Below are 25,965 nucleotides of genomic sequence, written 5' to 3' on the forward strand. Positions count from 1 at the left end.
CTCACGAAGTGCCGCAGATGACGCGCGCCACCTCCGGCGTCACCCATCCCAGCAGTGCGAACAGCGCCAGCCACACGGCCAACATGAAGTGCCAGTAGCGCGCGCACAGCGCGATGCGCCATCCGGCGCGGGCGGGATCGGCCCACGCGACGCGCGCCGCCATCGCCCACCCGACCAGCCCGCCCGCCAGGTGCAGCCCGTGCATGGCGGTCAGCAGGTAGAAGAAGCTGCCCGACGGGTTGCCGGCCGGCATGACCTGCGCGTGCGCCATCGCGCCCCAGGCCCACAGCTGCACGCCGAGGAAACCCACGGCGCACAGGCCGCCGGCCAGCAGCAGACGGCGCATGCGCGCCAGGTCCGCGCTGCGCGCGGCACCTTCCAACGCCACGCTGCCCGCCACCAGCAGCGCCGAGCTGAGCCACAGCTGCCACGGCAGCGCGAGCGCGATCGCGTCGCCGCTGCTCATGCGCATCACGTAGGCCACGGTGAAGAGGGAGAACAGCGCGGTGACCACGCCCATGAAGACCCACAGGCCGATGCCGGCGGCGTTCGCGTGCGCGTCGCGCAGCCGCACGTCACGCGGCAGGCCGCGCATGCGCAGGGCAGTGTCCGCGTTCATGCCGGTGCCCCCCGTGCGCCGCTCACCGGCACGTCGTCCTTGTCGTCGCTCGCCTGCGGCGGCGCGTTCTGCGCAATGAAGTCTTCCGCCGCGCCCGGCACGCCATAGGCGTAGGCCCAGCGGTAGGCCACGGGCAGCCGCGGCCCCCAGTTGCCGTGGCCGGGCGGCGTTTCGGGTGTCTGCCATTCGAGCGAAGCGGCGCGCCACGGGTTCGCGCCGGCCGGTCGGCCGCGCCAGGCACTCCAGGCCAGGTTGACGATGAACAGCACCTGCCCCACGCCGACGATCAGCGCGACCACGGTGATGAATTCATTCAGGCTGAAGGCCGAGGGCGGAATGAACTTGTAGCCGTCGAAGTTGTAGTAGCGCCGCGGCATGCCCAGCACACCGAGGTAGTGCATCGGGAAATAGATCGCGTAGGTGCCGAGGAAGGTGATCCAGAAGTGCAGCCGGCCGAGCCGGTCGTCGAGCATGCGCCCGGTGATCTTGGGAAACCAGTGGTAGATGCCGCCGAACACCACCAGCAGCGGCGCCACGCCCATCACCATGTGGAAGTGCGCCACCACGAAGTAGGTGCCCGACAGCGGGATGTCCACGCTCACGTTGCCCAGGAACAGCCCGGTGAGCCCGCCTATCACGAAGGTGCACATGAAGGCCAGCGCGAACAGCATCGGCACCGACAGGTGGATGTCGCCGCGCCACAGCGTCAGCAGCCAGTTGTAGACCTTGATCGCGGTGGGCACCGCGATGACCAGCGTGGTGGTCGCGAAGAAGAAGCCGAAGTACGGGTTCATGCCGCTCACGAACATGTGGTGCGCCCAGACCACCACGCTGAGCCCGCCGATGGCCACGATGGCCCACACCATCGTGCGGTAGCCGAAGATGCGCTTGCGCGCGTGCACGCTGATCAGGTCCGACACGATGCCGAAGGCCGGCAGCGCCACGATGTAGACCTCGGGATGGCCGAAGAACCAGAACAGGTGCTGGAACAGCAGCGGGCTGCCGCCCTTGTAGCCCGTGACCTGGCCCATCGACACCAGCGCCGGCATGAAGAAGCTGGTGCCCATCGTGCGGTCGAGCAGCAGCATCACGCCGCTGACGAACAGCGCCGGAAAACCCAGCAGCGCCAGCACCGTGGCCACGAAGATGCCCCACACCGTGAGCGGCATGCGCAGCAGCGTCATGCCCTTGCAGCGCGCCTGCAGCACGGTGGTCGCGTAGTTCAGGCCACCCATCGTGGTGGCCACGATGAAGATCAGCAGCGACACCAGCATCAGCACGATGCCGCCGCCGTGGCCCGGCGTGCCGGGCAGGATCGACTGCGGCGGGTACAGCGTCCAGCCCGCGCCCGTGGGGCCGCCCGCGACGAAGAAGCTGGCCATCAGCACCACCACCGACAGCAGGTAGACCCAGAAGCTCAGCATGTTGAGGTAGGGGAACACCATGTCGCGCGCGCCCACCATGAGCGGGATCAGGTAGTTGCCGAAGCCGCCGAGGAACAGCGCCGTGAGCAGGTAGATCACCATGATCATCCCGTGCATGGTCACGAACTGGTAGTAGCGCTCGGCGTTGATGAACTCGAACTGGCCCGGAAAGCCGAGCTGCAGCCGCATGAGGTTGGACAGAACCAGGCCGACCACGCCCACCGCGATGGCGGTGCAGGCGTACTGCACGGCGATCACCTTGTGGTCCTGGCTCCAGACGTAGCGGCGCAGGAAGCTCTGCGGCGCCGGGTGGCCGGCGTCGTCATCGTGTGCGTCGTGTTCGTCGTCGGGGGTGAGCACAGCAGCGTCAGTCATCGCGCGGCCTTCTGTTCGGTGGCAGCCTGCGCCGGCGGGCTGCCCAGACTCTGGATGTAGGCCACCAGCGCGGCCAGTTCCTCGTCGCTCAGGTCGATCTTCGGCATCACCGGCGGGAAGCCCTTCACATGGCGCGCCTGCGGGTCGCGGATGAAGCTGCGCAGATACGCCTCGTCGACCAGCGCCGTGCTGCCGTCGGCCATCGACTCGTTCTTGCCGTACAGGCCCTTCCAGGTCGGTCCGACGCGCGCGCTGCCGTCGATGGTGTGGCAGGCCACGCAGCCCTTGGCATCGGCCAGCGCGCGGCCCTGGTCGACGCGTGCGCCACCGCCGCCAGCGGCCGGCGTCTGGGCCGCTTGCGCCGCCTGGGCCGCCCGCGCCTGCTGCATCACGGCGAAGGTCGGCAACGCAGTGCGCCACGCGCCGTAGGCCGCCGCGTCTTCCACCACCACGAAGCCGCGCATGTTCGGATGGCCCACGCCGCACAGCTGCGCGCACAGCGCCTCGTAGCGGCCCGCAACGGTCGGCGTGAACCAGAAGCGGCTGACCTGCCCCGGCACGATGTTCATGCGCGCGCGGATGGGGGGCACGAAGAAATCGTGCAGCACGTCGTGGGAGCGCATCAGCACCAGCACCGGCTGGCCGATCGGCAGGTGCACCTCGTCGCCGGGCGCCAGCAGGTCGTCCTGCCCCGCCGGGTCGGCCGGGTCGAGCCCGAACGGATTGGCGGCACTGACGAAGCGCGCATCGGTCGCGCCCAGCTTGCCGTCCGCGCCCGGCAGGCGAAAGCGCCACTGCCACTGCTGGCCCAGCACCTCGAGCACGAGCGCGTCATGCGGCGTGCGCACGTAGTTCGCGTACACCACGAGGCCGGGCGCCAGCAGCGCCATGATGCCGACGGTGGTGCCGCCGATCAACCAGCGCTCGAGCGCGCGGCCCTCAGGCGCATGCGGCGCCACGCGGCGCCCCTCGCGGTGGCGAAAGCGCACCACGGTGTAGGCGAGGAACACGTTGATGACGACGAAGAACAGGCCCGTGATGACCAGCGTGATGGTCAGCGTGTCGTCCATGGGCTGCCAGTTGGAGGCCAGCGGCGTCGTCCACCACGGGTTGACGACGTGGAACGCCACCGAGGCCACCACGATGAGCAACAGGACGACGGCGATGGTCATGTGCTGCGCTCCCTGGGGTGGCCATCGTGGGTTCCGGGGATCGCATGCGCGGGGGCGTCAGCGGATCGCCGGAATGTGCGGCTCATCGCCCTCGAAACGGGCTTCGGGGTGCGTGGCTTCCAGCATCGCCTCGACCTCGCGCACGCGCGACGGCGGCAGGTCGACCATCAGCAAGACCTGGCCCTGCGCGATGGCGCTCTCGAAGCGTTCCAGCCGCGGGCTCGGGATCGACACGCCGACCATGCTGGCCGACCACGCGCCCACCACGCCGCCCAGCAGCGCCAGGCCCACGGCCACGGCCCATTCGGACTCGTCACCGAACACCGGGAACAGCAGCGCGGCCAGCAGGCCGACGACGACACCGCAGGCGGTGCCGAGCACCCAGCCGGTCTTGGCGGCGTGAACGAGGTCGGAGGTCTGCCAGATGTTGGCCGCATGGAGCCCGGCCATGTCCTGGCCTTCGCGTGCGGCGAAATGCAGGTGCGCGATGTCGACACGCGCCAGCAGCAGATCGTTCATGGCCTGCCTGGCACTCGCCAGGTCGGGCAACAGCCAATAGATGCGTCTTTTCATGGCGCCTCCTTTCCGTCTTGCGACGAGCAAGAGTCCATGGGTGATTTATAGGCTCAAGAGGGGCTGCATTCAAGTCGCCGCTCAATCGGGATCGACCCGGTGAATACGGAAGCTCGTCGGTTTCCAGATGGGAATTTGCACTGAATAATCCGTCGCGCCAGGCCCCCACGGCCTTATGAAAAACAAGAAGGAGCAGACAACATGCGCATGAAGCAAGGCCCCCGGTTTTCCCGTTCTTCCCGCCTCCCCTGGCTCGTGACCGCCCTCGCAGGGCTCGCGGGCGGCGCCGCGCACGCGGCCTGCGGTCCCACCGCCACGCCGGGCACCGGCGACACGGTGGTCTGCGACGGCGCCACGACCGGCTCACCCAGCGTGATCGCCACGCCGGGCAGCACCGGCGTCACCATCACCGTGAACAGCGGCGCCACGCTGACCACCAACGCCACGCAGGTGCTGCTGGTGCGCGATGCCAGCACCATCACCAACAACGGCACGATCACCGTCTCGGGCGGTTCGGGCTCGGCGCGCGCGGCGATGGTCGCCACGGGCAACGACAACACGCTGACCAACAACGGCACCCTGCGCACCACGAGCAGCGGCACCTCGGGCATCCTCGTCACGTCGAACAGCAGCACGCGCACGCTCATCACCAACAACGGCAGCATCGGCACCACGGGCGGCAGCTCGCACGGCATCTCCTCGCTGGGCCCGGGCAACACGGTGATCAACAACGGCAGCATCTCGGCCAGCGGCACCTCGGCCAAGGGCGTGTACCTGCAGGGCGGCAACCTCGTGACCAACCTGCTGGTGAACACCGGCAGCATCGCCACCACCGGCGCCAACTCGCCGGCGGGCGGCGCCGACGCGGTGCATGCGAACACGCTCGGCGGCACCTTCTTCTCGCGCGTGGAAAACCGCGCCGGCGCCTCGTTCTCGAGCGCCAACGGCTACGGCTATCGCGGCCAGAACGGCAACGACGTGCTGGTCAACGCCGGCACCATCGAAGGCCACGGCGGCGCCGCCAACACCGACGCGATTTACATGGGCGCGCTCGGCAACGGCACGCTGATCCTGCAGACCGGCTCGGTCATCAAAGGCGGCGCCGACGGCGGCGTCGGCAAGACGGCCAGCACCTTTCTCGAAGGCAGCGGCACGGTCGACAACGCCTTCCGCAACTTCCAGCACCTGACGATGCGCGGCACCGCGTGGTCGTGGCAGACCGACGCGAGTTTTTCGGATTCGATCCGCATCGAGTCCGGCCGCTTCAACCTGCCCGCCACGCTGACGAGCCCGGTCATCACCGTGCTCCCCGGCACCACCGTGGCCGGCACCGGCACCTTCGCGGGCAACGTGACGAACCAGGGCACGCTGCTGCCCGGCCCGAACGACGGCGTCGGCTTCGGCTCCTTCACGGTGCGCGGCAACTACGTTGGCGGCACGGGCGCGCTGGTGCAGGTCAACACCGTGCTGGCGGGCGACAACGCGCCGTCGGACAAGCTCGTGATCGACGGCGGCGCGGCCACGGGTTCCACCGGCCTGCGCGTGGTCAACCGCGGCGGCCTGGGCGCGCCCACGCTGGCCGACGGCATCCTGGTGGTGCAGGCCGTGAACGGCGGCACCACGGCCGACAAGGCGTTCTCGCTGACCCAGGCGGTGGAGGCCGGCGCGTACAACTACCGGCTGTTCCGCGGCGGCGCGACGGGCAGCAACCCCGACAACTGGTACCTGCGCAACAACGGCTACCTGGTCGGCGGCACCGTGGTCGGCTCGCTGGAAGAAGCTGCCGAGGTGATCGCCGAGTCGGGCGCCCCGGCAACGGTGGAGCCGGTGAAGCTCTACCGGCCCGAGGTGCCGCTGTACAGCGCCCTGCCGATCGCCGTGCGCCGCCTCGGACTCGCGCAGCTGGGCACCTTCCACGACCGGCAGGGCGACCCGCAACTGCTCGCGGACGGTGAAGGTGGAGGTCGACAGGCCTCGTGGGGCCGCGTGTTCGGCGAAAGCACGCGGCAGCGGCTGCGGGGCGATGCCAACCCGCAATTCGACGGCAGCGTGAGTGGCCTGCAGCTGGGCCACGACTTCCTGGCGGCCACCGACAGCGCGGGCGGGCGCCACCGCGTCGGCGTGCTGGGCGGCTACACACGGGCCAGCGGGAACGCGAGCGGCGTCGCCGGCGGCGCCACCAACGCGGCGGCCGGCCGGCTCACCGTCGAGGGCTACAGCCTGGGTGCCTACTGGACCCGTGTGGCCAGCAGCGGCTGGTACAGCGACGCCGTGCTCCTGGCCACGCGCTACAAGGCCGATGCGCGCTCCACCTTGGGGCGCGGCGGCCGCCCGCACGGCACCCACGTGACCGCATCGCTCGAGGCCGGCTACCCGCTCGCGCTGAGCGACACCGTGACGCTGCAGCCGCAGGTACAACTCATCTGGCAGCGCAGTTCGCTCGACGACTTCGACGACGGCCTTTCGACCGTGCGCTTCCAGCGCGACAACGCCGTCACCGGCCGGCTCGGCGCGCGGCTCGAAGGCCGCTTCGACGCGGCCGGCGGCGTCTGGAAGCCCTACCTGAAGGTCAACCTGTGGCACACCTTCAGCGGCAGCAACGCGATCTACTTCGGGCCGACCGACCAAGTCGTCAACCGCCGCAACGCGAGCGCGCTCGAGGTCGGCGGCGGCATCGTCGGGCAGCTGAACCAGACGCTGTCGGTCTACGGCGGCCTGGCCTACACCAGCGCCATCGGCATCACCGAGCAGACCGGCGTGCAAGGGCAACTGGGGCTGCGCATGCGGTGGTGACCCCCGGGGCGCCGGACACCGGACGGGTCAAGTTTTGACCGTCCGGGCAAATTTGATGGCATGCAGTTTGCTTGATAAAGATCAACGGGTATCCACGGATAGCCAGTCTTTTTTGACCACATGGATAATTTAGACCATCATCCCGTCCGCCCGCCCCGAGGAACATCCCGATGAATCACCCCCCCTTGCGCAGCCGCTTCTGGTCCGACCTGACCAGTGAAGAGTTCTCCCGCCTCGACCGCGAACGGCTCATCGCCGTGCTGCCGGTGGGCGCGACCGAACAGCACGGCCCCCACCTGCCGATGTCGACCGACACCGCCACCATCGACGGCATGGTGCAGGCCTGCCTGCCCTACCTGCCCGACGACCTGCCGGCGCTGTTCCTGCCCACCGTGCCCTACGGCAAGAGCAACGAGCATTCGCGCTACCCGGGCACGCTCACGGTGTCGGCGAACACGCTGATCTCGCTGTGGAAGGACGTCGGCGCCTGCGTCGCCAAGGCCGGCGTGCGCAAGCTGGTGCTCTACAACAGCCACGGCGGGCAGATGAGCGTGATGGACATCGTGGCGCGCGACCTGCGCGAAGAGCACGACATGATGGTCGTCGCCGCCAACTGGTACACGCTGGGCCTGCCCGAAGGCCTGTTCACCGCGCACGAAGGCAAGCACGGCATCCACGCGGGCGACCTCGAAAGCTCGGTGATGCTGCACCTCACGCCCGACTACGTGCGCCGCGACCAGTTCCAGAACTTCAGCTCCCTGACCGAGCAGATGGCGGCCGAAAACAAGTTCCTGTCGATCACGCCCAGCGGCAAACTCGGCTGGCAGATGCACGACATCAACCCGGCCGGCGCCGCCGGCGACGCCACCCGCGCCAGCGCCGAGAAGGGCGCCGCGGTGCTCGACCACGTGGGCCAGCGCTTCGTCGAGCTGCTGCACGAGATCGACCGCTTCCCGCTGGAGCGGCTGGCCAACGTTCCCGCCTGGCGCTGAGCCCCGGCTGCACAAGGAGTTCCATGGAAAGCACCACGCCATCCACGCCGCCGCTGGTCCGCCTTCGCAATGTCGGCAAGCGATTCGCCAACGGCACGCTCGCCCTTCAAGGCATGACGCTCGACATCGGCGAGCACGACTTCGTCAGCTTCCTCGGCCCCTCGGGCTGCGGCAAGAGCACCGCGCTGCGGCTGATCGCCGGACTCACCCGCATCAGCTCGGGCGACATGCAATGGTCGGGCGCCAACACCGGCACCGCGAAGGACAGCAAGAGCGACCGCGACCTGGGCTTCGTGTTCCAGGAGCCCACGCTCATGCCCTGGACCAAGGTGTTCGACAACGTCTGGCTGCCGCTCAAGCTCGCGGGCATGGGCCGCGACGAGGCCGCGCCGGTGGTGCAGCAGGTGCTGGAGCTGGTCGGCCTTTCGCGCTTTGCCGACGTGTACCCGCGCGAGCTCTCGGGCGGCATGAAGATGCGCGTGTCGATTGCGCGCGCACTGGTCACGCACCCGCGCCTGCTGCTCATGGACGAGCCCTTTGCCGCGCTCGACGAAATGACGCGCATCAAGCTCAACAACGACCTGCTGGCCATCTGGCGCGAGCACCGCTTCTCGATCGTGTTCGTCACGCACAGCGTGTACGAGTCGGTGTATCTGTCGAACCGCATCGTCGTGATGGCGGCGCGCCCGGGCCGCGTGATCGACGAGATCGCCATCGACGAGCCCTACCCGCGCGGCGAAGCCTTCCGCACCTCCAGCCGCTACAACGCGCACTGCACCGCCGTTTCACACTCTCTGCACGGAGCACTCCATGGCCTCGACATCGACCATTGAAACCGTGATGCCCCTCGACACCACCACCGCCCACGAAGCCACGCCGTCCGCCGAGACGCTGCGCGCGCACGAAGACAAGCTGCGCCGGCGCGAGGCAACGCTGCGCGTCGTCGTGCCGGTCGTCATCGTCGCGGCGCTGCTGCTGGTGTGGGAGTGGATGGTGCGTGCCAACGACATCCCGCACTACATCCTGCCCGCGCCCTCGCTCATCCTGCGCACGCTGTTCGACAACTGGGGTTCGCTCTCGGGCGCGCTGTGGTTCACGGTGAAGCTCACGCTGCTCGCGCTGGGCGCCGCCATCGTCGGCGGCGTGCTGCTGGCGATTGCGTTCGCGCTGTTCAAGTGGGTGGAGATCGGCCTGTTCCCGATCGCCGTGATCCTGCAGGTGACGCCGATCATCGCGATCGCGCCGCTCATCTTGATCTACGTGTCGAGCACCACCGCGGCGCTCTTGCTGTGCGCGTGGATCGTGGCCTTCTTCCCCATCCTGTCGAACACCGTCATCGGCCTGAAGAGCGCCGACAGCAACCTGCGCGACCTGTTCCAGCTGTACAAGGCCTCGCCCTGGCAGACCTTCCGCTACCTGCTCGCGCCCAGCGCACTGCCGTACTTCATGGCGGGCCTGAAGATCGCCGGCGGCCTGAGCCTCATCGGCGCGGTGGTGGCCGAGTTCACGGCCGGCACGGCGGGCAAGGAAACGGGGCTGGCCTCGCGCATCCTCGAGTCGAGCTTCCGCACCGAGATCCCGATGATGTTCGCGGCGCTGCTGCTCGTGTCTCTGCTGGGCATCGTGATCTTCATCGTGTTCGCCGCGCTGTCGCGGTTGGTGCTCGGCCACTGGCACGAGAGCGAGATGCGCCGTGAACGCTAGAACCCCGCTGTCCGCGGTCGACTGGGACGCCGTGCGCGAGGACCTGCGCGGCCTGAACGTGATCGCCACGCCCAGCCAGCGCAAGCAGCTGTCCAAGGACTTCTACTGGTACAGCCCCATCCTCACGGCGCAGCTCGCGGGCTGCGTGGCCGACCTCGTGGTCAAGGTCAGCACCGAGGACGACGTGCGCCAGGTCGCGGCCGTGGCCGCCAAGTGGAAGCTGCCGCTCACCGTGCGTGCCGGCGGCACCGGCAACTACGGCCAGTGCGTGCCGCTCGAAGGCGGACTCGTGCTCGACGTGACGCAGATGTGCCGCGTGCTCGACCTGGCCGACGGACGCATCCGCGTCGAAGCCGGTGCGCGCATGCACGACATCGACCTCGCCGCGCGCGAAACCGGCCAGGCGCTGCGCATGTGGCCCTCGACCTGGCATGTGGCCAGCATCGGCGGTTTCATCGCGGGCGGCTTCGGCGGCATCGGCTCGTTCCGCCACGGCATCCTGCGCGACCCCGGCAACCTGCTGCGCGCGCGCGTGATGACGGTGGAGCGCGAGCCGCGCGTCATCGAGCTGGTGGGCGACGAGATCCAGCAGGTGCACCACGCCTACGGCACCAACGGCGTGATCCTCGACGTCGAAGTGGCGCTGAGCCCGGCGGTCGACTGGGTGCACTGCACGGTGCTGTTCGAAACGTACCGCGGTGCGCTCGACTTCGGCATTGCCGCGCAGGCGCCCGCGTACGATCTGTTTCTGCTCTCGACCGTGGAGGCGCGCTTCTCGCCCTACTACACGGCCATGGGCGAGCACTTTCCGCCCGACCGGCACGCGGTGTTCACCATGGTCTCGCCCGACACGCTGGCGGGCTTTCGCGCGTTGGCCGCGGCGCACGGCGGCACCATCTCGGTGGCCGGCACCGAAGATGAGCTGCAGGCCGCCGGCCTGCCGCCGGCCTACGAGTGCGCCTTCAACCACACGACGCTGCAGGCGCTGAAGGCCGACCGCAGCTGGACGTACCTGCAGGTGGCCTACGCCCAGCCCTTCGATCCGGCCGTGGTCGAGCGTCACCTCGCCATCTTCGGCGACGACGTGCTCCAGCACCAGGACTTCGCGCGCGCCAACGGCGAGTGCGGCACCTTCGGCATCCTGCTCGTGCGCTGGAAGGGCGAGGCCCACCAGTACGAGGTGATGCGCGAGATCGAGTCGCAGGGCGGCGCGCAGATCTTCAACCCGCACGTCTTCACCATCGAGGACGGCGGCATGAAGACCATCGACACGCAGCAGATCGAGTTCAAGAAGCGCAGCGACCCGATGGGGCTGATGAACCCCGGAAAAACGCGCGGATGGACGCCCGACATGGCCGTCGAGCGCTGAAAAAACATTAGTCTTCGCATCCCGTCCCCACCCCAACCTCCACAGGAGTCCGTCCCCATGCGCATCCCCGCTCTCTCTCTCCGGCCGCTGGCCTTCGGCCTGGCCCTCGCAGGTGCTGCCTTCGCCGCACACGCCCAGGAAAAAGTGGTGTTCGCCACCAACTGGAAGGCGCAGGCCGGCCACGGCGGCTTCTACCAGGCGCTGGTGGACGGCACCTACAAGAAGTACGGCCTCGACGTGGAAATCATGCAGGGCGGCCCCATGGTCAACAACCGGCCCATGCTGCCGGCCGGCAAGGTCGACTTCCTGATGACCGGCAACCTGCTGCAGTCGTTCGACAACGTGAAGAACGGCGTGCCCACCGTGGTGGTTGCGGCCATCTTCCAGAAAGACCCGCAGGCCATGTTCGCCCATCCGGGCCAGGGCTACGACACCTTCAAGGACCTGACCAAGGCGCCCGTGGCCTTCATCGGCAAGGACGGCCAGTTCAGCTTCTGGCAGTGGATGAAGTCGGAGCACGGCTTCAAGGATTCGCAGCTCAAGCCCTACACCTTCAACGTCGGCCCGTTCCTCGCCGACAAGAAGTCGATCCAGCAGGGCTACGCCATCTCCGAGCCGCTGTCGATCAAGGCCCAGGCCGGCTTCGACCCCGTGGTGCACCTCCTGGCCGACCACGGCTTCTCGACCTACGCCACCACCATCGAGACCCGCGCCGACCTCATCAAGACCAAGCCCGAGACCGTGCGCAAGTTCATCGAGGCCTCGATCATCGGCTGGAACAACTACCTCTACGGCGACAACAAGGCCGCCAACGAGCTCATGGCCAAGACCAACCCCGACGCCACGCCGGCCGCGCTGCAGGGCTCCATCGATCTCATCAAGAAGATGGGCATCGTGGACAGCGGCGACTCGCTCACCAAGGGCATCGGCGCCATGGACGAAGCGCGCGTGAAGGACTTCTACGAGAAGATGGTCAAGGCCGGGCTGTACAAGCCGGGCGAGATCGACCTGTCGAAGGTCGTGAGCACGCAGTTCGTCAACAAGGGCGTGGGTGTCGACATCCGCAAGAAGCTCGCCGGCAAGTAATTCGCTTCGTTGTTTTTCCCGTGGGTCGCGCGGGGCTTGCGCCGGGGTCAGATGCCGGCGCCTGGGTTTGCCATAAGGCACGCGCGGCCTCTTATCCCTGGGCTCTGACCCCGTCTCGCCGAACAGGCGAACCGGCCCGAACCATGAAAACGCTCGTCGTCCATTGCCATCCGAATCCTGACAGCTTCAACCACGCGCTCTACCGCACCGCCCTCGAAGCGCTGCAGCCTCGCCACCCCGTGCGGGCCATCGACCTGTACGCCGAGGGCTTCGACCCGACGCTGACACGCGAAGAGCGCATCGCCTACCTCGACAACCCCGATCTGATCCGCGAACGCGTGAAACCCCACGTCGAAGCGCTGCTGTGGGCCGAGCACCTGGTGTTCGTCTACCCCACCTGGTTCCATGGACCGCCGTCCATGCTCAAGGGCTGGCTCGAGCGCGTGTGGCTGCCGGGCGTGGCCTTCCTGCCCGCGGAGCGCAAGGGACAACTCGCCAAGTCGGGCATGCGGCACATCCGCCGGCTGACGGTTGTGACCACGGGCGGCTCGCCGCGCTGGTTCGTGATGGTGATCGGTGATCCGGGGCGGCGGCTGTTCACGCGCGCGCTGCGGGCGCTGTTCGCATGGCGCTGCAAGGTGACGTGGCTGCAGCTGCACGACATGAACGCCGTCACCGACCGCGACCGCAGCCATTTCATCGCGCGCGTGGCGCGCACGCTGCACAACATCTAGCCAACAAACAAGCAAGCAGGGAGACAGACACCATGAGCCTCGAACGCACCCTGACCGTCCGCGTCGAACGCATCTCGCGCCAGACGCCGGAAATCCTGGCCTTCGAGCTGACGCATCCGTGGGGCCGCGCGCTGCCCGGCTACGAGGCCGGCGCGCACATCGACGTGCACATGCCCGGCGGCTTCTCGCGCCAGTACTCGCTGGCGCGCGCGCCGTCGGGCGCCGGCTCTTACATGATCGGCGTGAAGCGCGAGCACGCGAGCCGCGGCGGCTCGGCCTCGATGCACGAGCGCGTGCGCGAGGGCGACCTCATTGCGATCAGCGCGCCGCGCAACACCTTCCCGCTGCGCGCCGAAGCCCGCCGCCACCTGCTGCTGGCCGGTGGCATCGGCATGACGCCGCTGCTGGCCATGGCGCAGGCGCTGGCCGCGCGCGGCGCCGACTTCACGCTGTGCGTGTTCGCACGCAGCGAGGAGCACCTGGCTTTCGCCGAGGCGCTGCACGCGCCCGCGCTGGCGCCGCACCTGAAGCTGCACCTGGACCAGGGCGACGCGTCACAGCGCATCGACCTGCACGCGCTGCTGGCCGAGCGCGCGCCCGACACGCACCTGTACGTCTGCGGCCCCGGCGGCTTCATGCAGGCGGTGCGCGAGGCCGCCGCGCACTGGCCCGAAGACGCGCTGCACACCGAGTACTTCGCCGCGCCCACCGGCACGGCCGCCGCCACCACGGGCCTGCCCTTCACGCTGAAGCTGGCGCGGCGCGGCATCGAGGTGCCGGTGGCGGCCGACCAGACCGCGGTCGACGCATTGCACGAAGTGGGCATCGACATTCCCGTGTCGTGCCAGCAGGGCCTGTGCGGCACCTGCGTGGTCGAGGGCGACGGCGAAGGCGCCGAGCACCGCGACTTCTGCCTCACGGGCACCGAGCGGCGCACCAAGGTGGCACTGTGCTGCTCGCGCGCCAAGGGCCCCGACCTGGTGTTGCAGCTGTGAGCGTGAGCGACACCGACAGCGAAGCACCCGCCACGCGCGGGCGTTCGCGCAAGTACACGCAGGTGCTGGGCCTCATCAACCAGGCCGCCATCGAGGTGTTCGCCAGCGAAGGCCTGGCCGGCGCGTCGACGCAGGCCATCGCCGACAAGGCGGGGCTGTCGAAGGCGCAACTGCACTACTACATCGAGAGCAAGGAAGCGTTGTACCGGCAGGTGCTGCAAGACATCCTCACCGACTGGATCGTGGTGTTCGGCTTCAGCGACGAAGCCTTCGGCCCGCGCAAGGTGCTGGGCGACCTGATCCAGCGCAAGATGATGTTCTCGTTCGAGCACCCGCTGCGCTCGCGCATCTTCACCGCCGAGATGATGCGCGGCGCACCCGTCATCGACAGCATGATGGACACGAGCAAGCAGCGCACCGACCAGGCCGCCGCGGTGATCCAGAACTGGATGAACCAGGGCCTCATGGACAAATCCGACCCGATGCTGGTGCTGTTCCACATCTGGGCCGTGACGCAGTTCTACGCCGACCACGCCACGCAGGCGGCCTACTACCGCAGCGCCGCGCAACAGGGCGACGACAAGGACCGCCGCTACCTGATCGAGCAGGTGACGGAGTTCCTGCTCAAGGGCGCGGGCGTCAAGTAGCGCTGCGCAGAGGCAGGAACATCGTCGCTTCCACTTCGACGAGCACCTCGTCGCCCGGCAGGAAACGCGACACCTCGACCACCGTGCTCACCGGCGGCTCGCCCGGATAGAACAGGCCGCGCACGCGGTTGTAGAAGGCGTAGTGCGGCAGGTGGCGGAAGTACTGCACCAGCTTCACCACGTCTTCCATGGTGCCGCCGTGCTCGGCCGCGATCTGGCGGATGCGCTCCAGCACGAACCAGCTCTGCGCCACGATGGGCGCCTCGAAGATGTCGACCGACATCTGGCCCGTGGCGTAGCCCACGCCCTGCAGCGCGGTGCGAGCTTCTTCGGGAATGGCGTCGTAGCCAGCCACCGCGCGGCGCGTGGCCGGGTCGACGGCGACCACGCCGCTCATGAAGACGAAATCGCCGACGCGCTTGGCGGCGGCATAGTTGGCCATCGGCTTGCCCATGCTCATGGTGTTGTCGGCTCCAGAAGTTGACCCGCGCGGTAGACGCTGCGCAGGCGGCCGCGCGGGCCGATGAGTTCGTGTTCGTCGGTGGCGGCCAGCACCACCAGGTCGGCCGGGCAGCCCGGCGCGATGCGGCCGTCCCACGCGAGCCCCAGCGCATTCGCGGGGTTCACGGTGATGGTGTCGAGCCAGTCGGCGGCGGGCGCGAGGTGCGCCATCTGCACGCCGAGGCCGAAGGTCTCGAGCAGGTCGTAGCTGCCGTAGGGATAGAAGGCGTCCTGCACGTTGTCGGTGGCCAGGCTGGCGCGCAGGCCGTGCGCGGCGGCCTCGCGGATGCGCGTGATGCCGCGCGCCACGGGCGTGCGGTCCCACGCGCCCTGCAGGTAGAGGTTGGTGGTCGGCAGCGCGACGAGGTGCAGTCCGGCGCCAGCGCACAAGGTGAGCGTTTCGGCGGCCACGGCATCGTCCTGCACCGAGAGCGAGCAGGCGTGACCGCAGACCACGCGGCCCTTGAAGTCGCGCGCGCGCACCAGTTGCGCAATGCTGCGCAGGCCGCTGGCGTCGGTGTCCAGGCCTTCGTCGACGTGGAAGTCGAGCCCCAGCCCGTGCTGCTGCGCGAGGTCGAACACGAGGCCCAGCTTGTGGACGAGGCCGTCGTTGCGGTAGATGAAAGCGCCCAGCGCCCCGCCCGCGCGCTTCACGTCGCGCGCGATGCGTTCGCCGGCCGCGAGGTCGGCGAACACGTCGAGCGGCACGAGCGCGACGAACTGCAATTCGATGCGCCCAGCCCACTCTTCGCGCAGCGCCTCGAACACGGCCAGCGCAGCCGGCGGCTCGGGCTCGACCCAGTCGAGGTGCGTGCGCAGCGCGCGCGTGCCGGCACGCCAGGCCTCGTGCAGCGCGCGCTCCATGCGCAGGCGCAGCGATGCGCCGGTCCAGCTCGCGCGGTGGCGGCCCATGCGCTCGATGGCGGTGAACAGGTCGCCCTGCGCGGCGCCGACGTCCTGCACGGTGAAGTTCTTGTCGATGTGCGCGTGCGCTTCGACGAGGGCGCTCAGCAGCGTGCCGCGTGCTTGTGTCTGCGACGCGCTGGGCACGATGGCCACGACCGTGTCGCCATCGATTGTGACGTCGAAGACCTGCGCATCGCCCGCTGCAAAACCTCGCAGCGGCATCGGGATGCGCAGCGCTTCGAGCATCGTCATGCGCGCTGGCGCCAGTCGCGCAGCCAGCCCAGGCCGGCCGAGGTGCCGCCGGGTTCCATGCCGCGGCGCGGGCGGTATTCGCAACCGACCCAGCCTTGCCAGCCGCATTGCGCCGAAACCTCGTCGATCACGCCGAAGAGGTAGTCGTAGTTCTGCTCGCCGACATCGGGCTCGTGGCGCTCGGGCACGCCCGCGATCTGCAGGTGGCCGACGCGGCCGGTCGGCAGGTACTGGCGCAGCTTCATCGCCACGTCGCCCTCGACGATCTGGCAGTGGTACAGGTCCATCTGCACCTTGAGGTTGGCGGCACCGATGGTCTCGACGATCTGGTGCGCGTGGTCCTGCCGGTTGAGAAAGAAACGCGGAATGTCGCGCGTGTTGATCGGCTCGATCAGCACGTCGCGCCCGGCCTTCGCAGCCTCGGCCGCGGCCCAGCGCAGGTTCTCGACATAGACGGCTTCCGCCGCCTCGCGTGCGAGGCCTTCGGGCACCAGGCCGGCCATGACGTGGATGCGCGGGCAGTCGAGCGCCACGGCGTAGTCGATGGCCTTGGCAATGCCCTCGCGGAACTCGCCCTCGCGCCCCGGCAGGCAGGCCAGGCCGCGTTCACCGCCGGCCCAGTCGCCGGGCGGGCCGTTGAACAGCACCTGCTGCAGGCCGTTGTGCTTCAGGCGCGCGACGATCTCTTCTTTGCTGAAGTCGTAGGGGAAGAGGTACTCGACGGCCTGGAAGCCGTCTTTCGCGGCGGCGTCGAAGCGGTCGAGAAATGCGAGCTCCGGGTAGAGCATCGAGAGGTTGGCGGCGAATTGAGGCATGGGGTGTTTGTACTACCAGCGCGCACCGAAAGTGCGGCGCAGTTCATCGACCTGATCGGGGGCGAGCGGTGCGGGCCGGGTGGCCTGCGTGAGCATCTGCAGGCGTGCGGTTTCTTCCAGCTCTTCGAGCACGGCCATCGCGGCGGCCGGCGTCTCGTGCCAGACGTTGGGGCCCAGGCGCGCGAGCATCGCCGCGCGGATCGGCGTGCCGGCCGCGCCGTAGCGCGCGATGGTTTCTGCCACCTGCTCGGCCGCCTCGGGCGCGCCGGGGCGGTGGTACGGAATGACCGGCACATGGCCGACCTTCATCACGAAGTAGGGCGTGAGCGCGGGCAGCAGTTCGGCTTGCGGGTTGCCCAAGGTCAGGGCGACGCAGTGCGTGCTGTGTGTGTGGATCACGCAGGCCGTGCCCGCATCGAACGCGCGCGCGGCGGCGTAGATGCGCGTGTGCAACGCGATGGTCTTGCTGGCGCGGTCGCCGCCGGTCTGCTGGCCTTGTGCATCGAGCCGGGCGAGCCGCGCGGGGTCGAGAAAACCCAGGCAGGCGTCGGTCGGCGTGATGAGAAAGCCGTCGTCCAGCCGCACGCTGATGTTGCCGGCCGTGGCATGCACGTAGCCGCGCTCGAACAGGCTGCGGCCGACGCGGCAGATTTCGTCGCGGGCTTCGTTCTCGGTCATGCGAGCACTGTAAAAGCTTTGGTGAAGAAATCGTCGCTGCCGAAGTTGCCCGACTTCAGCGTGATGTGCAGCCCCGCTTCGGGCGCCGCATCGGAGCGCGCATGGCACCACGGCACGCCGGGGTCGATCTGCGGACCGATCTGCATCTGCGCGATGCCCAGCGCCTGCACGCAGGCGCCCGAGGTTTCGCCGCCAGCGACCACCAACTGGAGCACGCCGCGCTCGACCAAGCCGCGTGCAATGGCGGCGATGGTGTGTTCGACCATCGCGCCGGCTTCTTCCACGCCGAGCCGCCCCTGCACCGACTTCACGGCGCCGGCTTCGGCGGTCGAGTAGACGAGCACCGAGCCCTTGTCGATCAGCGGTGCGGCCCAGGCCAGCACCTCGGCGGCCACGTCCACGCCCGCCGCGATGCGCAGCGGGTCGATGGCCATGGCCGCGCCACCGCGCTGGATGAAGTCGAGCACCTGCCGGTTGGTGGCCAGCGAGCAACTGCCCGACACCACCGCGGTTTTGCCGCCGGCCTTCGGCAAGGCGCTGGCCTGCGACGACGGCGCGAGGCCGAAGTTGGCCGGCAGGCCGATGGCCACGCCCGAGCCCGCCGTGAGCAGCGGCAGCTTCGCGAGCGCCGGGCCCATGCGCAGCAGGTCGTCGTTCGAGACCGCATCGACGATGGCGATGCTGACGCCCTCGGCCTTCAATTGCGCGATGCGTTCGTCGATGGCCGCTGCACCGCGTGCGACCACCGCGTGGTCGATGAGCCCGACCTTGCGCGTGCACTGCGCCTGCAGCACGCGCACGAGGTTCGGGTCGGTCATCGGCGTGAGCGGATGGTTCTGCATGCCGCTCTCGTTGAGCAGCACGTCGCCCGCGAACAGGTAGCCCTTGAACACGGTGCGCTTGTTGTCGGGGAAGGCCGGCGTGGCGATGGTGAAGTCGCATTGCAGCGCGTCCATCAAGGCCTCGGTCACGGGGCCGATGTTGCCTTGGGCCGTGCTGTCGAAGGTGGAGCAGTACTTGAAGTAGATCTGCTGCGCGCCCTGCGCCTGCAGCCAGCGCAGCGCGTCGAGCGACTGCGCGATGGCCTCGGCCGGTGCGATGGTGCGCGACTTGAGCGCGACCACGACCGCATCCACGTCGGCATCGAGCGGGCCGGCGGGCACGCCGATGGTCTGCACCACGCGCATGCCGGCGCGCACGAGGTTGTTGGCCAGATCGGTGGCGCCGGTGAAGTCGTCGGCGATGCAGCCGAGCACAAGCTTCGCCATCGCTCAGCCCTTCAGCGGCAGCGTGACCGCCTGTGCGTTCTCGCGCACGTAGTCGCGCAGGATGGCGTCGAAGCTGGCGTCGGCCTTCAGGCCCAGCGCCTCGGCGCGCGCGGCGTGGATGCGGCTGGGCCAGCTGGTGACGATCTTCGCGATGGCGGCGTCGGGCTCCCAGTCGATGAGGGCGGTGGCCTCGGTGCCGGCGATGCGCTCGAGCGCCTGCGCCATCTCGCGCACGGTGGTGGTCAGCGCGGGCAGGTTGATGGCGGTGCGCGCGCCCCATTCGGTGGCGCCAGCGGTGGCCGCGCGCACGATGCCGGCGACGGTGTTGCCGGGCGAGGCCAGCGCGACCGGCGTTTCGGGCGCCACGGGGCAGCGTGCGCGCACGCCGGCCAGCGGCTCGCGCAGCATGCCGCTGAGGAAGCTGGACGCCGCGCCGTTCGGGCGGCCCGGGCGCACCGACACCGTCATGAGCCGCACGTTGCGGCCCTGCACGAAGCCCTTGCGCGTGTAGTCGGCCACGAGCTGTTCGCCGATGAACTTCTGGATGCCGTAGCTGTTCTGCGGCGTGGGCAGCGTGGTGTCTTCGATCACCGCGGGCAGGCGCTGCTCGGGCGAATCGCCGAACACGGCGACGGAGCTGGAGAACACGAACACGGGCGCATGGCCCGCGCTGCGGCAGGCGTCGAGCAGGGCGCGCGTGGTGTCGAGGTTGCTGCGCATGCCGAGGTCGAAGTCGGCCTCGCACTCGCCGCTCACGGCGGCGGCGAGGTGGAACACGGCGTCGGTGTCGGCCAGCGGCAGCGCGCCGTTGGCGGCCTGTTCGTAGAGGTCGCCCTGCACGAACTGGATGCGCGCGTCGGCGGCGAGGTCGGCGGGCGGCGGCACGCGGTCGGCGAGCGTGATGCGTGCGATGTCCTGGGGCTGGCCGCCGGCCAGTGCGAGCGGGCCGCCTGCGAGCAGGGTGCGGGCGAGGCGGGCGCCGAGGAAGCCGCAGCCGCCGGTGATGAGAACGTTCATGGTGTGTGTCTTTCCTGGGTCGGTGGAGCGCAGAGGCCCCATGTTATTTTTTCGCGGCGGGCAATTCGATGCCCGGGAAGATCTTGATGACCGCGCTGTCGTCTTCGCGCGCGAAGCCGGCGGTGGAGGCCTGCATGAACATCTGGTGCGCGGTGGACGACAGCGGCAGCGGAAACTTGCTGGCGCGCGCCACGTCGAGCACCAGGCCCAGGTCCTTCACGAAGATGTCGACGGCCGACAGCGGCGTGTAGTCGCCCGCGAGCACGTGGGCCATGCGGTTCTCGAACATCCAGCTGTTGCCGGCGCTGTGGGTGATGACCTCGTACAGCGCGTCGGGGTTCACGCCCTCGCGCAGGCCCAGCGCCATGGCTTCGGCCGCGGCGGCGATGTGCACGCCGGCCAGCAGCTGGTTGATGACCTTCACCTTGCTGCCCGCGCCGGCCGAATCGCCCAGGCGGTAGACCTTGGCGGCCATCGCGTCGAGCATCGCGCCGGCCTTTTCATACGCCGCGGGCGTGCCGGCGGTCATCATCGTCATCTGGCCGCTCGCGGCCTTGGCGGCGCCGCCGGAAATCGGCGCGTCGAGGTACAGGATGCCCTGCTGCGCGAGGCGCGCTTCGAGCGCCACCGACCAGTTCGGGTCGACGGTGGAGCACATCACGAACAGGCTGCCGGGCTTCATCGACGCCGCGCAACCGGGCGTGGTGCCGTCGCCGAACAGCACCGATTCGGTCTGCGCCGCGTTGACGACCACGCTGACCACGATGTCGCACTGCGCACCGAGCGCAGCCAGCGTGTCGCAGGCCGTGCCGCCTTCGCGCGCGAAGGCTTCGGCGACGCCGGGGCGCACGTCGAACACATGCGGCGCATGGCCCGCGCGGCGCAGCGATTGCGCCATGCCGCTGCCCATGGCGCCCAGGCCCACGAGGCCGACGACGGGGGTGGTGGAAGAAGAAGTCATGTCGTGCGTCCTTGGATCAACGGTTGACGAGTTGCTTGGGCGTGAGCCACACGCCGATGGCGCCGAGCACCAGCGCGCCGGCCAGCACGTACATGCCGATCTGCGTGCTGCCCGTGAGGTCCTTCAGGTAGCCGATGAGGTAGGGGCTCACGAAGCCCGCGAGGTTGCCCACCGAGTTGATGACCGCGATGCCCGCCGCCGCCGCCGTGCCCGAGAGGAAGGCGGTGGGCAGCGACCAGAACAGCGGTGCGCAGGTGAGCACGCCGGCGGCCGCGAGCGACAGGAAGGTCAGCGACACGACGGTGTTCTGCGTGTACGAAGCCGCGACCGTGAAGCCCACGGCGCCCATCATCGCGGGAATGATCAGGTGCCAGCGGCGCTCGCGGCGCGCGTCGGCGCTGCGGCCGAACAGGTTCATCGCGACGATCGCGCACAGGAACGGAATGGCGCTCAGCAGGCCGATGTTGAAGTTGCCCTGCACGCCCGTGGCCTTGACCAGCGTCGGCAGCCAGAAGGTCAGCGCGTACTGGCCCATCACGAAGGCGAAATAGATGAGCGCCATCCACCACACGCGCGCGTCGCGGAACATCGCGCCCACCGAGTGCGGGCCCTTGGCGCCGTGCGCCTGGTCGCGCGCGACTTCACGTTGCAGCAGCTGCTTTTCTTCGGGCGAGAGCCAGCGGGCGTGCTGGATGCCGTTGTCCAGGTAGAGCAGCACCATCACACCCACCAGCACGGCGGGAATGGCTTCGATGATGAACATCCACTGCCAGCCGTGCATCGACGACACGCCGTGGAAGGCGTCCATGATCCAGCCCGACAGCGGGTTGCCGAAGATGCCCGCCACGGGAATCGCCGACATGAACACCGCGATGATCCGCGCGCGCCGGTGCGACGGGTACCAGTGCGTCAGGTACAGGATCACGCCGGGATAGAAACCCGCCTCGGCCACGCCGAGCAGGAAGCGCAGGATGTAGAAGCTGGTCGGCGTTTCCACGAACACGAAGCAGGCCGACAGCAGGCCCCAGGTGATCATGATCCGCGCGATCCACACGCGGGCGCCCACGCGGTTGAGCAGCAGGTTGCTCGGCACTTCGAACAGGAAGTAGCCCAGGAAGAAGATGCCGGCGCCCAGGCCGAACACGGTTTCGCTGAAGCCGAGGTCCGCGCCCATCTGCAGCTTGGCAAAGCCGACGTTCACCCGGTCGAGGTACGCGACCACGTAGCAGAGCATCAGGAAGGGCACGAGGCGCCAGAACACCTTGGCGTAGGCGCGTTTCTCGAGCGCGGCGTCGACGGGCAGGTCGGCCATGGCCGAAGGCGCGCCGGCCTGGAGGGTGGAAGTCATTGGGAGGGAGTCCGCTGGATGAAAAAACGGGGTCGTCCCGTCACCCTGCGGCGCGGTCGCCCCTTACTTGTCAGGTCATCATACAAATTTAAGACAAGCTCTCGGATACGGGATAACCCGCACACCGCGACCCCTTCAGAAAGTTGTGAGCGTGGGCTTACTTGCCCGCTGGCCAGCCTTCGACCAGGGGTCGGGCGAGCTGGGCGCCTTCCTGCTGCCAGAAGGCAGGGTCGGCCTGCTCGATGCGGCGGATGGCGTTGTCCATGTGCGCCTTGGCGGCTTCGCGCGCGGCCAGCGGGTCGCCGGCGTCGATCGCCTCGACGATGCGCGCGTGCTCCTGCGCCACTTCGCGCACGAAGTCGGCACGGCGCGCCTCGTTGGCGCGCGTGACGCGGGTGGCGCCATGCAGGAACTGCCGCAGGTACTGCAGCGTGCCGATGAGGAACGGGTTGCGCGCGGCCTCGGCGATGGCGCGGTGAAAGCGCACGTCCTCGTCGGCCCCGTTGCCGCCCATCGACACCGCCGCCTGCAGCGCATCGATGGCGTCGCGGATGCGCAGCATGTCCTCGGGCGTGCGGCGCTCGGCCGCGAGCGCGGCCACCTCGGCCTCGAGCGCGCGGCGCAGCTCGACCATCTGCACCACCGCTTCGCGCGACGCCACATGCGGCATCTCGAAGCGCAACGGCTCCACGCCGGCAGCGCGCACGAACATGCCGCTGCCCTGGCGCGAATCGACCAGCCCGAGCGACTTCAGCCGCGACACCGCCTCGCGCACCACGGTGCGGCTCACGCCGAACTGGGTGGCCAACGCGGTCTCGGTGGGCAAGCGATCGCCTTCCGACAAGCGCCCGCTGCGCACCTCGGCCACGAGCGCATCCGCCACCTGGTCGGCCAGGCGGACGGCGGGAGCGAGGGACTGGAAACGGGCGGTCATGGGCGCGGGGAGGCGGTGGGGTCTGCGACTCTAACGCAGGCACCGCACCGCCATACCGCATGGCCGCGCCTTCGCCTGTGTCAGAGGCCGAGCGCGTGGCGCGCGGCCCGCGCGATGCTCGCCGCGTCCACGCCGAAGAAGTCGCGCAGCGCGGCGCGCGTGTCGCTGCGCCCGAAGCCGTCGGTGCCCAGCGTGAGGTAGCGGCGGCCTTCGGGCAGGAAGGCGCGCACGCTCTCGGGCAGGGCGCGCACGTAGTCGGTGGCGGCGACGATCGGGGCCTTGCTGCTGCCCTTGCCGAGCTGCTGCGCGACGAAGGGCGTGCCGGCGTTCCTCTCGCCGGCCAGTGCGCGCTGCTCGCAGGCCTGGCCGTCGCGCGCGAGCTCGCTCCAGCTCGTGACGCTGAACACCTCGGCTTCGATGCCTTCGTCGGCCAGTTGCTGCGCGGCCTTGATGACCTCGGTGAGGATCGCGCCCGAGCCCAGCAGCGTGACGCTCTGCTTTGCCTTGCCCGACGCCGGTGCATACGTGCCGAAGCGGTAGCAGCCGCGCAGGATGTCGGCCTCGGCGCCCACCGGCAGATCGGGCTGCGCGTAGTTCTCGTTCATGAGCGTGACGTAATAGAACACGTCCTGCTGCTCGACCATCATCTCGCGGATGCCCGCGTCGACGATGACCGCCATCTCGCCCGCGAAGGCCGGGTCGTAGGCCTTGCAGTTGGGAATGGTCGCGGCCACGAGGTGGCTGCTGCCGTCCTGGTGCTGCAGGCCTTCGCCGCCGAGCGTGGTGCGGCCCGAGGTGGCACCCAGCAGAAAGCCGCGTGCGCGCTGGTCGGCCGCCGCCCAGATGGCGTCGCCCACGCGCTGGAAGCCGAACATCGAGTAGTAGATGTAGAACGGCAGCATCGCCAGGCCGTGCACGCTGTAGCTGGTGGCTGCGGCCGTCCAGCTCGCGATGGCGCCGGCCTCGCTGATGCCCTCTTCAAGAATCTGCCCGTCGGTGGCTTCGCGATAGCTCAGCACCGAGCCGATGTCTTCCGGCGCATAGCGCTGGCCCACGCTCGAGTAGATGCCGACCTGCTTGAACAGGTTGGCCATGCCGAAGGTGCGCGCCTCGTCGGCCACGATGGGCACGATGCGCGGGCCCAGCGCCTTGTCCTTCATGAGGTTGCCCAGCATGCGCACGAAGGCCATGGTGGTGCTCATCTCCTTGCCGGCGGCGGCCGTGGCGAAGTTCGCGTAGGCCGCGATGTCGGGCTTGGGCACGACGTCGCACGCGGTCTCGCGGCGCGGCATGTCGCCGCCGAGTGCTTCGCGGTGCTGGCGCAGGTAACGCATCTCGGCGCTGTCTTCGGCGGGGCGGTAGAAGTCCATCGCGGTGGCCTGCGCGTCGGTGAGCGGCAGGTTGAAGCGGTCGCGGAATTCGATGAGGTCGACGTCGCCCATCTTCTTGTGCGAGTGCGTGGTCATCTTGCCCTGCGCGGCGCTGCCCATGCCGTAGCCCTTCTTGGTGTGGGCGAGGATCACGGTGGGCTGGCCCTTGTGGGCAGCGGCTGCGGCATACGCGGCGTGGATCTTCACGAGGTCGTGGCCGCCGCGCTTCAAGCGGTCGATCTGCTCGTCGGTCATGCCTTCGGCCAGGCGCGCGAGCTCAGGGTTCTGGCCGAAGAAGTTGTCGCGGTTGAAGCGGCCATCCTTCGCGGCGAAGGTCTGCATCTGGCCGTCGACGGTGTTGGCGAACACGCGTGCCAGGGCGCCGCTCACGTCCTGCGCGAAGAGGCCGTCCCAGTCGCTGCCCCACACGAGCTTGACGACGTTCCAGCCTGCCCCGGCGAAGAGCTTTTCGAGCTCGTCGATGATGCGGCCGTTGCCGCGCACCGGACCGTCGAGGCGCTGCAGGTTGCAGTTGACGACCCACACGAGGTTGTCGAGCTTTTCGCGCGCGGCGAGCGTCAGCGCGCTCATCGACTCGGGCTCGTCCATCTCGCCGTCGCCGAACACGCCCCACACCTTGCGGCCTTCGCAGTTCAGCAGGTTGCGGTGCGTGAGGTAGCGCATGAAACGCGCGTGATAGATCGAGCTGATCGGGCCGATGCCCATCGAGCCGGTCGGGAACTGCCAGAAGTCCGGCATCAGGTACGGATGCGGGTAGCTGCACAGGCCACGCGCGCCGCTGCCGTCGGTGAAGGCGGGCGCGGTGAGTTCCTGGCGGTAGTGGTTCAGGTCTTCTTCGCTCAGGCGGCCTTCGAGGTAAGCCCGCGCATACACGCCGGGCGCGCTGTGCGGCTGGAAGAACACGAGGTCGCCGCGATGCGCCGGGCTGCGCGCATGGAAGAAATGGTTGAAGCCGGTTTCGAACAGGTCGGCCGCGCTCGCATAACTGGCGATGTGGCCGCCGAGTTCGCCGTACGCCTGGTTGGCCTTAGCCACCATCGCGAGCGCGTTCCAGCGCATCAGCGAGGCGAGCTTTTCTTCGACGGCGAGGTCACCCGGGAATGGCGGCTGGTCGGCCGCGGCGATGGTGTTGACGTACGGCGTGGCCAGCTCGGGCTGCCAGCCGATGCGCTGCTGCCGCGCCAGGCGCGCCAGCTCGGCCAGCATCTGGCGCGCGCGCTGCGGACCTTGCGTCTGCGCCAGCGCCAGGAAGGCGTCGCGCCATTCGGCGGTCTCTTCGGGATCGGGGTCGTGCGACGGCGGCGTGTCGAGCAACAGGGCGCGCATCTGGTCGGCGGAGATCGGGGCGTTCATGCCAGCACTTTAAGCCGCCTCGAGGAAAATTATCTACCGGCACCTTCGATTTCATGGC

23 protein-coding genes are annotated in these 25,965 nt (G+C 69.0%); 9 read left to right on the plus strand and 14 right to left on the minus strand.

Annotated elements, in window-relative coordinates; all coding sequences use genetic code 11:
• Position 1: 1 nt before the first annotated feature.
• The 4 genes from IG196_RS29820 to IG196_RS29835 are packed head-to-tail and all read right to left on the minus strand — an operon-like array spanning position 2 to position 4,163.
• Positions 2-619, minus strand: coding sequence for a bb3-type cytochrome oxidase subunit III (locus tag IG196_RS29820; RefSeq protein ID WP_192194122.1), 618 nt, complete (start codon positions 617-619; stop codon positions 2-4).
• Positions 616-2,418, minus strand: a complete 1,803-nt coding sequence (ctaD, locus tag IG196_RS29825; protein ID WP_192194123.1) for a cytochrome c oxidase subunit I — start codon at positions 2,416-2,418, stop codon at positions 616-618. Before ctaD ends, IG196_RS29820 begins: the two co-directional genes overlap by 4 nt.
• Positions 2,415-3,590, minus strand: coding sequence for a c-type cytochrome (locus tag IG196_RS29830; RefSeq protein ID WP_192194124.1), 1,176 nt, complete (start codon positions 3,588-3,590; stop codon positions 2,415-2,417). Before IG196_RS29830 ends, ctaD begins: the two co-directional genes overlap by 4 nt.
• Positions 3,591-3,647: 57 nt before the next feature.
• A complete protein-coding gene (locus IG196_RS29835; protein WP_101490853.1) occupies positions 3,648-4,163 on the minus strand; it encodes a DUF1269 domain-containing protein in 516 nt (171 codons plus the stop codon).
• A gap of 201 nt (positions 4,164-4,364) precedes the next feature.
• On the opposite strand from IG196_RS29835, the gene IG196_RS29840 reads away from it, so the two are divergent.
• From IG196_RS29840 to IG196_RS29880, 9 genes are all read left to right on the plus strand, one after another.
• Complete coding sequence (locus IG196_RS29840) at positions 4,365-6,956, plus strand: autotransporter outer membrane beta-barrel domain-containing protein (RefSeq protein WP_192194125.1); 2,592 nt, start codon at positions 4,365-4,367, stop codon at positions 6,954-6,956.
• Positions 6,957-7,126: 170 nt separating this feature from the next.
• Positions 7,127-7,948 (plus strand): creatininase family protein, encoded by an 822-nt coding sequence (locus tag IG196_RS29845; protein WP_192194126.1) that lies wholly within the window; start codon positions 7,127-7,129, stop codon positions 7,946-7,948.
• Positions 7,949-7,971: 23 nt separating this feature from the next.
• On the plus strand, positions 7,972-8,781 hold the full coding sequence (locus IG196_RS29850) for an ABC transporter ATP-binding protein (protein ID WP_153281525.1): 810 nt from the start codon (positions 7,972-7,974) through the stop codon (positions 8,779-8,781).
• Positions 8,759-9,652 (plus strand): ABC transporter permease, encoded by an 894-nt coding sequence (locus tag IG196_RS29855; protein WP_192194127.1) that lies wholly within the window; start codon positions 8,759-8,761, stop codon positions 9,650-9,652. The genes IG196_RS29850 and IG196_RS29855 overlap by 23 nt, the downstream gene beginning before the upstream one ends.
• Positions 9,642-11,021, plus strand: a complete 1,380-nt coding sequence (locus tag IG196_RS29860) for an FAD-binding oxidoreductase (RefSeq protein ID WP_192194128.1) — start codon at positions 9,642-9,644, stop codon at positions 11,019-11,021. Before IG196_RS29855 ends, IG196_RS29860 begins: the two co-directional genes overlap by 11 nt.
• A 57-nt stretch (positions 11,022-11,078) precedes the next feature.
• Positions 11,079-12,107 carry an ABC transporter substrate-binding protein gene (locus IG196_RS29865; RefSeq protein WP_192194129.1) on the plus strand — a complete coding sequence of 343 codons (1,029 nt, stop codon included), beginning with the start codon at positions 11,079-11,081 and terminating at the stop codon, positions 12,105-12,107.
• 143 nt (positions 12,108-12,250) lie between these two features.
• Positions 12,251-12,841, plus strand: a complete 591-nt coding sequence (locus IG196_RS29870) for an NAD(P)H-dependent oxidoreductase (protein WP_192194130.1) — start codon at positions 12,251-12,253, stop codon at positions 12,839-12,841.
• Between the two features lie 32 nt (positions 12,842-12,873).
• Positions 12,874-13,836, plus strand: a complete 963-nt coding sequence (locus IG196_RS29875; protein ID WP_192194131.1) for a PDR/VanB family oxidoreductase — start codon at positions 12,874-12,876, stop codon at positions 13,834-13,836.
• Complete coding sequence (locus tag IG196_RS29880) at positions 13,833-14,483, plus strand: TetR family transcriptional regulator C-terminal domain-containing protein (RefSeq protein ID WP_192194132.1); 651 nt, start codon at positions 13,833-13,835, stop codon at positions 14,481-14,483. The genes IG196_RS29875 and IG196_RS29880 overlap by 4 nt, the downstream gene beginning before the upstream one ends.
• Here IG196_RS29880 and IG196_RS29885 read toward each other — a convergent pair.
• The 10 genes from IG196_RS29885 to mdeB all read right to left on the minus strand — a co-directional run bounded on the left by IG196_RS29885 (position 14,476) and on the right by mdeB (position 25,907).
• Positions 14,476-14,943, minus strand: a complete 468-nt coding sequence (locus IG196_RS29885) for a RidA family protein (protein ID WP_099794045.1) — start codon at positions 14,941-14,943, stop codon at positions 14,476-14,478. The genes IG196_RS29880 and IG196_RS29885 overlap by 8 nt on opposite strands.
• Positions 14,940-16,142, minus strand: a complete 1,203-nt coding sequence (locus tag IG196_RS29890) for an amidohydrolase family protein (RefSeq protein ID WP_225616850.1) — start codon at positions 16,140-16,142, stop codon at positions 14,940-14,942. Before IG196_RS29890 ends, IG196_RS29885 begins: the two co-directional genes overlap by 4 nt.
• Positions 16,139-16,957, minus strand: a complete 819-nt coding sequence (gene otnI, locus IG196_RS29895) for a 2-oxo-tetronate isomerase (protein WP_192194133.1) — start codon at positions 16,955-16,957, stop codon at positions 16,139-16,141. The genes IG196_RS29890 and otnI overlap by 4 nt, the downstream gene beginning before the upstream one ends.
• A gap of 12 nt (positions 16,958-16,969) precedes the next feature.
• Complete coding sequence (locus tag IG196_RS29900; RefSeq protein WP_192194134.1) at positions 16,970-17,635, minus strand: aldolase; 666 nt, start codon at positions 17,633-17,635, stop codon at positions 16,970-16,972.
• The gene (gene otnK, locus IG196_RS29905; RefSeq protein WP_192194135.1) at positions 17,632-18,903 is read right to left on the minus strand and encodes a 3-oxo-tetronate kinase; all 1,272 of its coding nucleotides are present in this window, start codon (positions 18,901-18,903) and stop codon (positions 17,632-17,634) included. Before otnK ends, IG196_RS29900 begins: the two co-directional genes overlap by 4 nt.
• 3 nt (positions 18,904-18,906) lie before the next feature.
• A complete protein-coding gene (denD, locus tag IG196_RS29910) occupies positions 18,907-19,920 on the minus strand; it encodes a D-erythronate dehydrogenase (RefSeq protein ID WP_192194136.1) in 1,014 nt (337 codons plus the stop codon).
• A 43-nt stretch (positions 19,921-19,963) separates the two neighbouring features.
• Entirely contained in the window at positions 19,964-20,881 is a 918-nt protein-coding gene (gene ltnD, locus IG196_RS29915; RefSeq protein ID WP_192194137.1) for an L-threonate dehydrogenase, read from the minus strand.
• A gap of 16 nt (positions 20,882-20,897) precedes the next feature.
• Positions 20,898-22,229: an MFS transporter gene (locus tag IG196_RS29920; RefSeq protein WP_099794058.1), complete on the minus strand. Its 1,332-nt coding sequence runs from the start codon at positions 22,227-22,229 to the stop codon at positions 20,898-20,900.
• A gap of 157 nt (positions 22,230-22,386) precedes the next feature.
• Positions 22,387-23,163 carry a FadR/GntR family transcriptional regulator gene (locus IG196_RS29925; RefSeq protein ID WP_192194138.1) on the minus strand — a complete coding sequence of 259 codons (777 nt, stop codon included), beginning with the start codon at positions 23,161-23,163 and terminating at the stop codon, positions 22,387-22,389.
• 80 nt (positions 23,164-23,243) lie between these two features.
• The gene (gene mdeB / locus IG196_RS29930) at positions 23,244-25,907 is read right to left on the minus strand and encodes an alpha-ketoglutarate dehydrogenase (protein WP_192194139.1); all 2,664 of its coding nucleotides are present in this window, start codon (positions 25,905-25,907) and stop codon (positions 23,244-23,246) included.
• Positions 25,908-25,965 lie beyond the last annotated feature (58 nt).

It is taken from the genome of Variovorax sp. 38R, assembly GCF_014843395.1.
Taxonomy (GTDB): Bacteria; Pseudomonadota; Gammaproteobacteria; order Burkholderiales; family Burkholderiaceae_C; genus Variovorax; species Variovorax paradoxus_H.

Coding starts and splice junctions, on each gene's coding strand:
- IG196_RS29820 (WP_192194122.1), bottom strand. CDS start 619: ATGAACGCGGACACTGCCCTGCGCATGCGCGGCCTGCCGCGTGACGTG.
- ctaD (WP_192194123.1), bottom strand. CDS start 2,418: ATGACTGACGCTGCTGTGCTCACCCCCGACGACGAACACGACGCACAC.
- IG196_RS29830 (WP_192194124.1), bottom strand. CDS start 3,590: ATGACCATCGCCGTCGTCCTGTTGCTCATCGTGGTGGCCTCGGTGGCG.
- IG196_RS29835 (WP_101490853.1), bottom strand. CDS start 4,163: ATGAAAAGACGCATCTATTGGCTGTTGCCCGACCTGGCGAGTGCCAGG.
- IG196_RS29840 (WP_192194125.1), top strand. CDS start 4,365: ATGCGCATGAAGCAAGGCCCCCGGTTTTCCCGTTCTTCCCGCCTCCCC.
- IG196_RS29845 (WP_192194126.1), top strand. CDS start 7,127: ATGAATCACCCCCCCTTGCGCAGCCGCTTCTGGTCCGACCTGACCAGT.
- IG196_RS29850 (WP_153281525.1), top strand. CDS start 7,972: ATGGAAAGCACCACGCCATCCACGCCGCCGCTGGTCCGCCTTCGCAAT.
- IG196_RS29855 (WP_192194127.1), top strand. CDS start 8,759: ATGGCCTCGACATCGACCATTGAAACCGTGATGCCCCTCGACACCACC.
- IG196_RS29865 (WP_192194129.1), top strand. CDS start 11,079: ATGCGCATCCCCGCTCTCTCTCTCCGGCCGCTGGCCTTCGGCCTGGCC.
- IG196_RS29870 (WP_192194130.1), top strand. CDS start 12,251: ATGAAAACGCTCGTCGTCCATTGCCATCCGAATCCTGACAGCTTCAAC.
- IG196_RS29875 (WP_192194131.1), top strand. CDS start 12,874: ATGAGCCTCGAACGCACCCTGACCGTCCGCGTCGAACGCATCTCGCGC.
- IG196_RS29885 (WP_099794045.1), bottom strand. CDS start 14,943: ATGAGCATGGGCAAGCCGATGGCCAACTATGCCGCCGCCAAGCGCGTC.
- IG196_RS29890 (WP_225616850.1), bottom strand. CDS start 16,142: ATGACGATGCTCGAAGCGCTGCGCATCCCGATGCCGCTGCGAGGTTTT.
- otnI (WP_192194133.1), bottom strand. CDS start 16,957: ATGCCTCAATTCGCCGCCAACCTCTCGATGCTCTACCCGGAGCTCGCA.
- IG196_RS29900 (WP_192194134.1), bottom strand. CDS start 17,635: ATGACCGAGAACGAAGCCCGCGACGAAATCTGCCGCGTCGGCCGCAGC.
- otnK (WP_192194135.1), bottom strand. CDS start 18,903: ATGGCGAAGCTTGTGCTCGGCTGCATCGCCGACGACTTCACCGGCGCC.
- denD (WP_192194136.1), bottom strand. CDS start 19,920: ATGAACGTTCTCATCACCGGCGGCTGCGGCTTCCTCGGCGCCCGCCTC.
- ltnD (WP_192194137.1), bottom strand. CDS start 20,881: ATGACTTCTTCTTCCACCACCCCCGTCGTCGGCCTCGTGGGCCTGGGC.
- IG196_RS29920 (WP_099794058.1), bottom strand. CDS start 22,229: ATGACTTCCACCCTCCAGGCCGGCGCGCCTTCGGCCATGGCCGACCTG.
- IG196_RS29925 (WP_192194138.1), bottom strand. CDS start 23,163: ATGACCGCCCGTTTCCAGTCCCTCGCTCCCGCCGTCCGCCTGGCCGAC.
- mdeB (WP_192194139.1), bottom strand. CDS start 25,907: ATGAACGCCCCGATCTCCGCCGACCAGATGCGCGCCCTGTTGCTCGAC.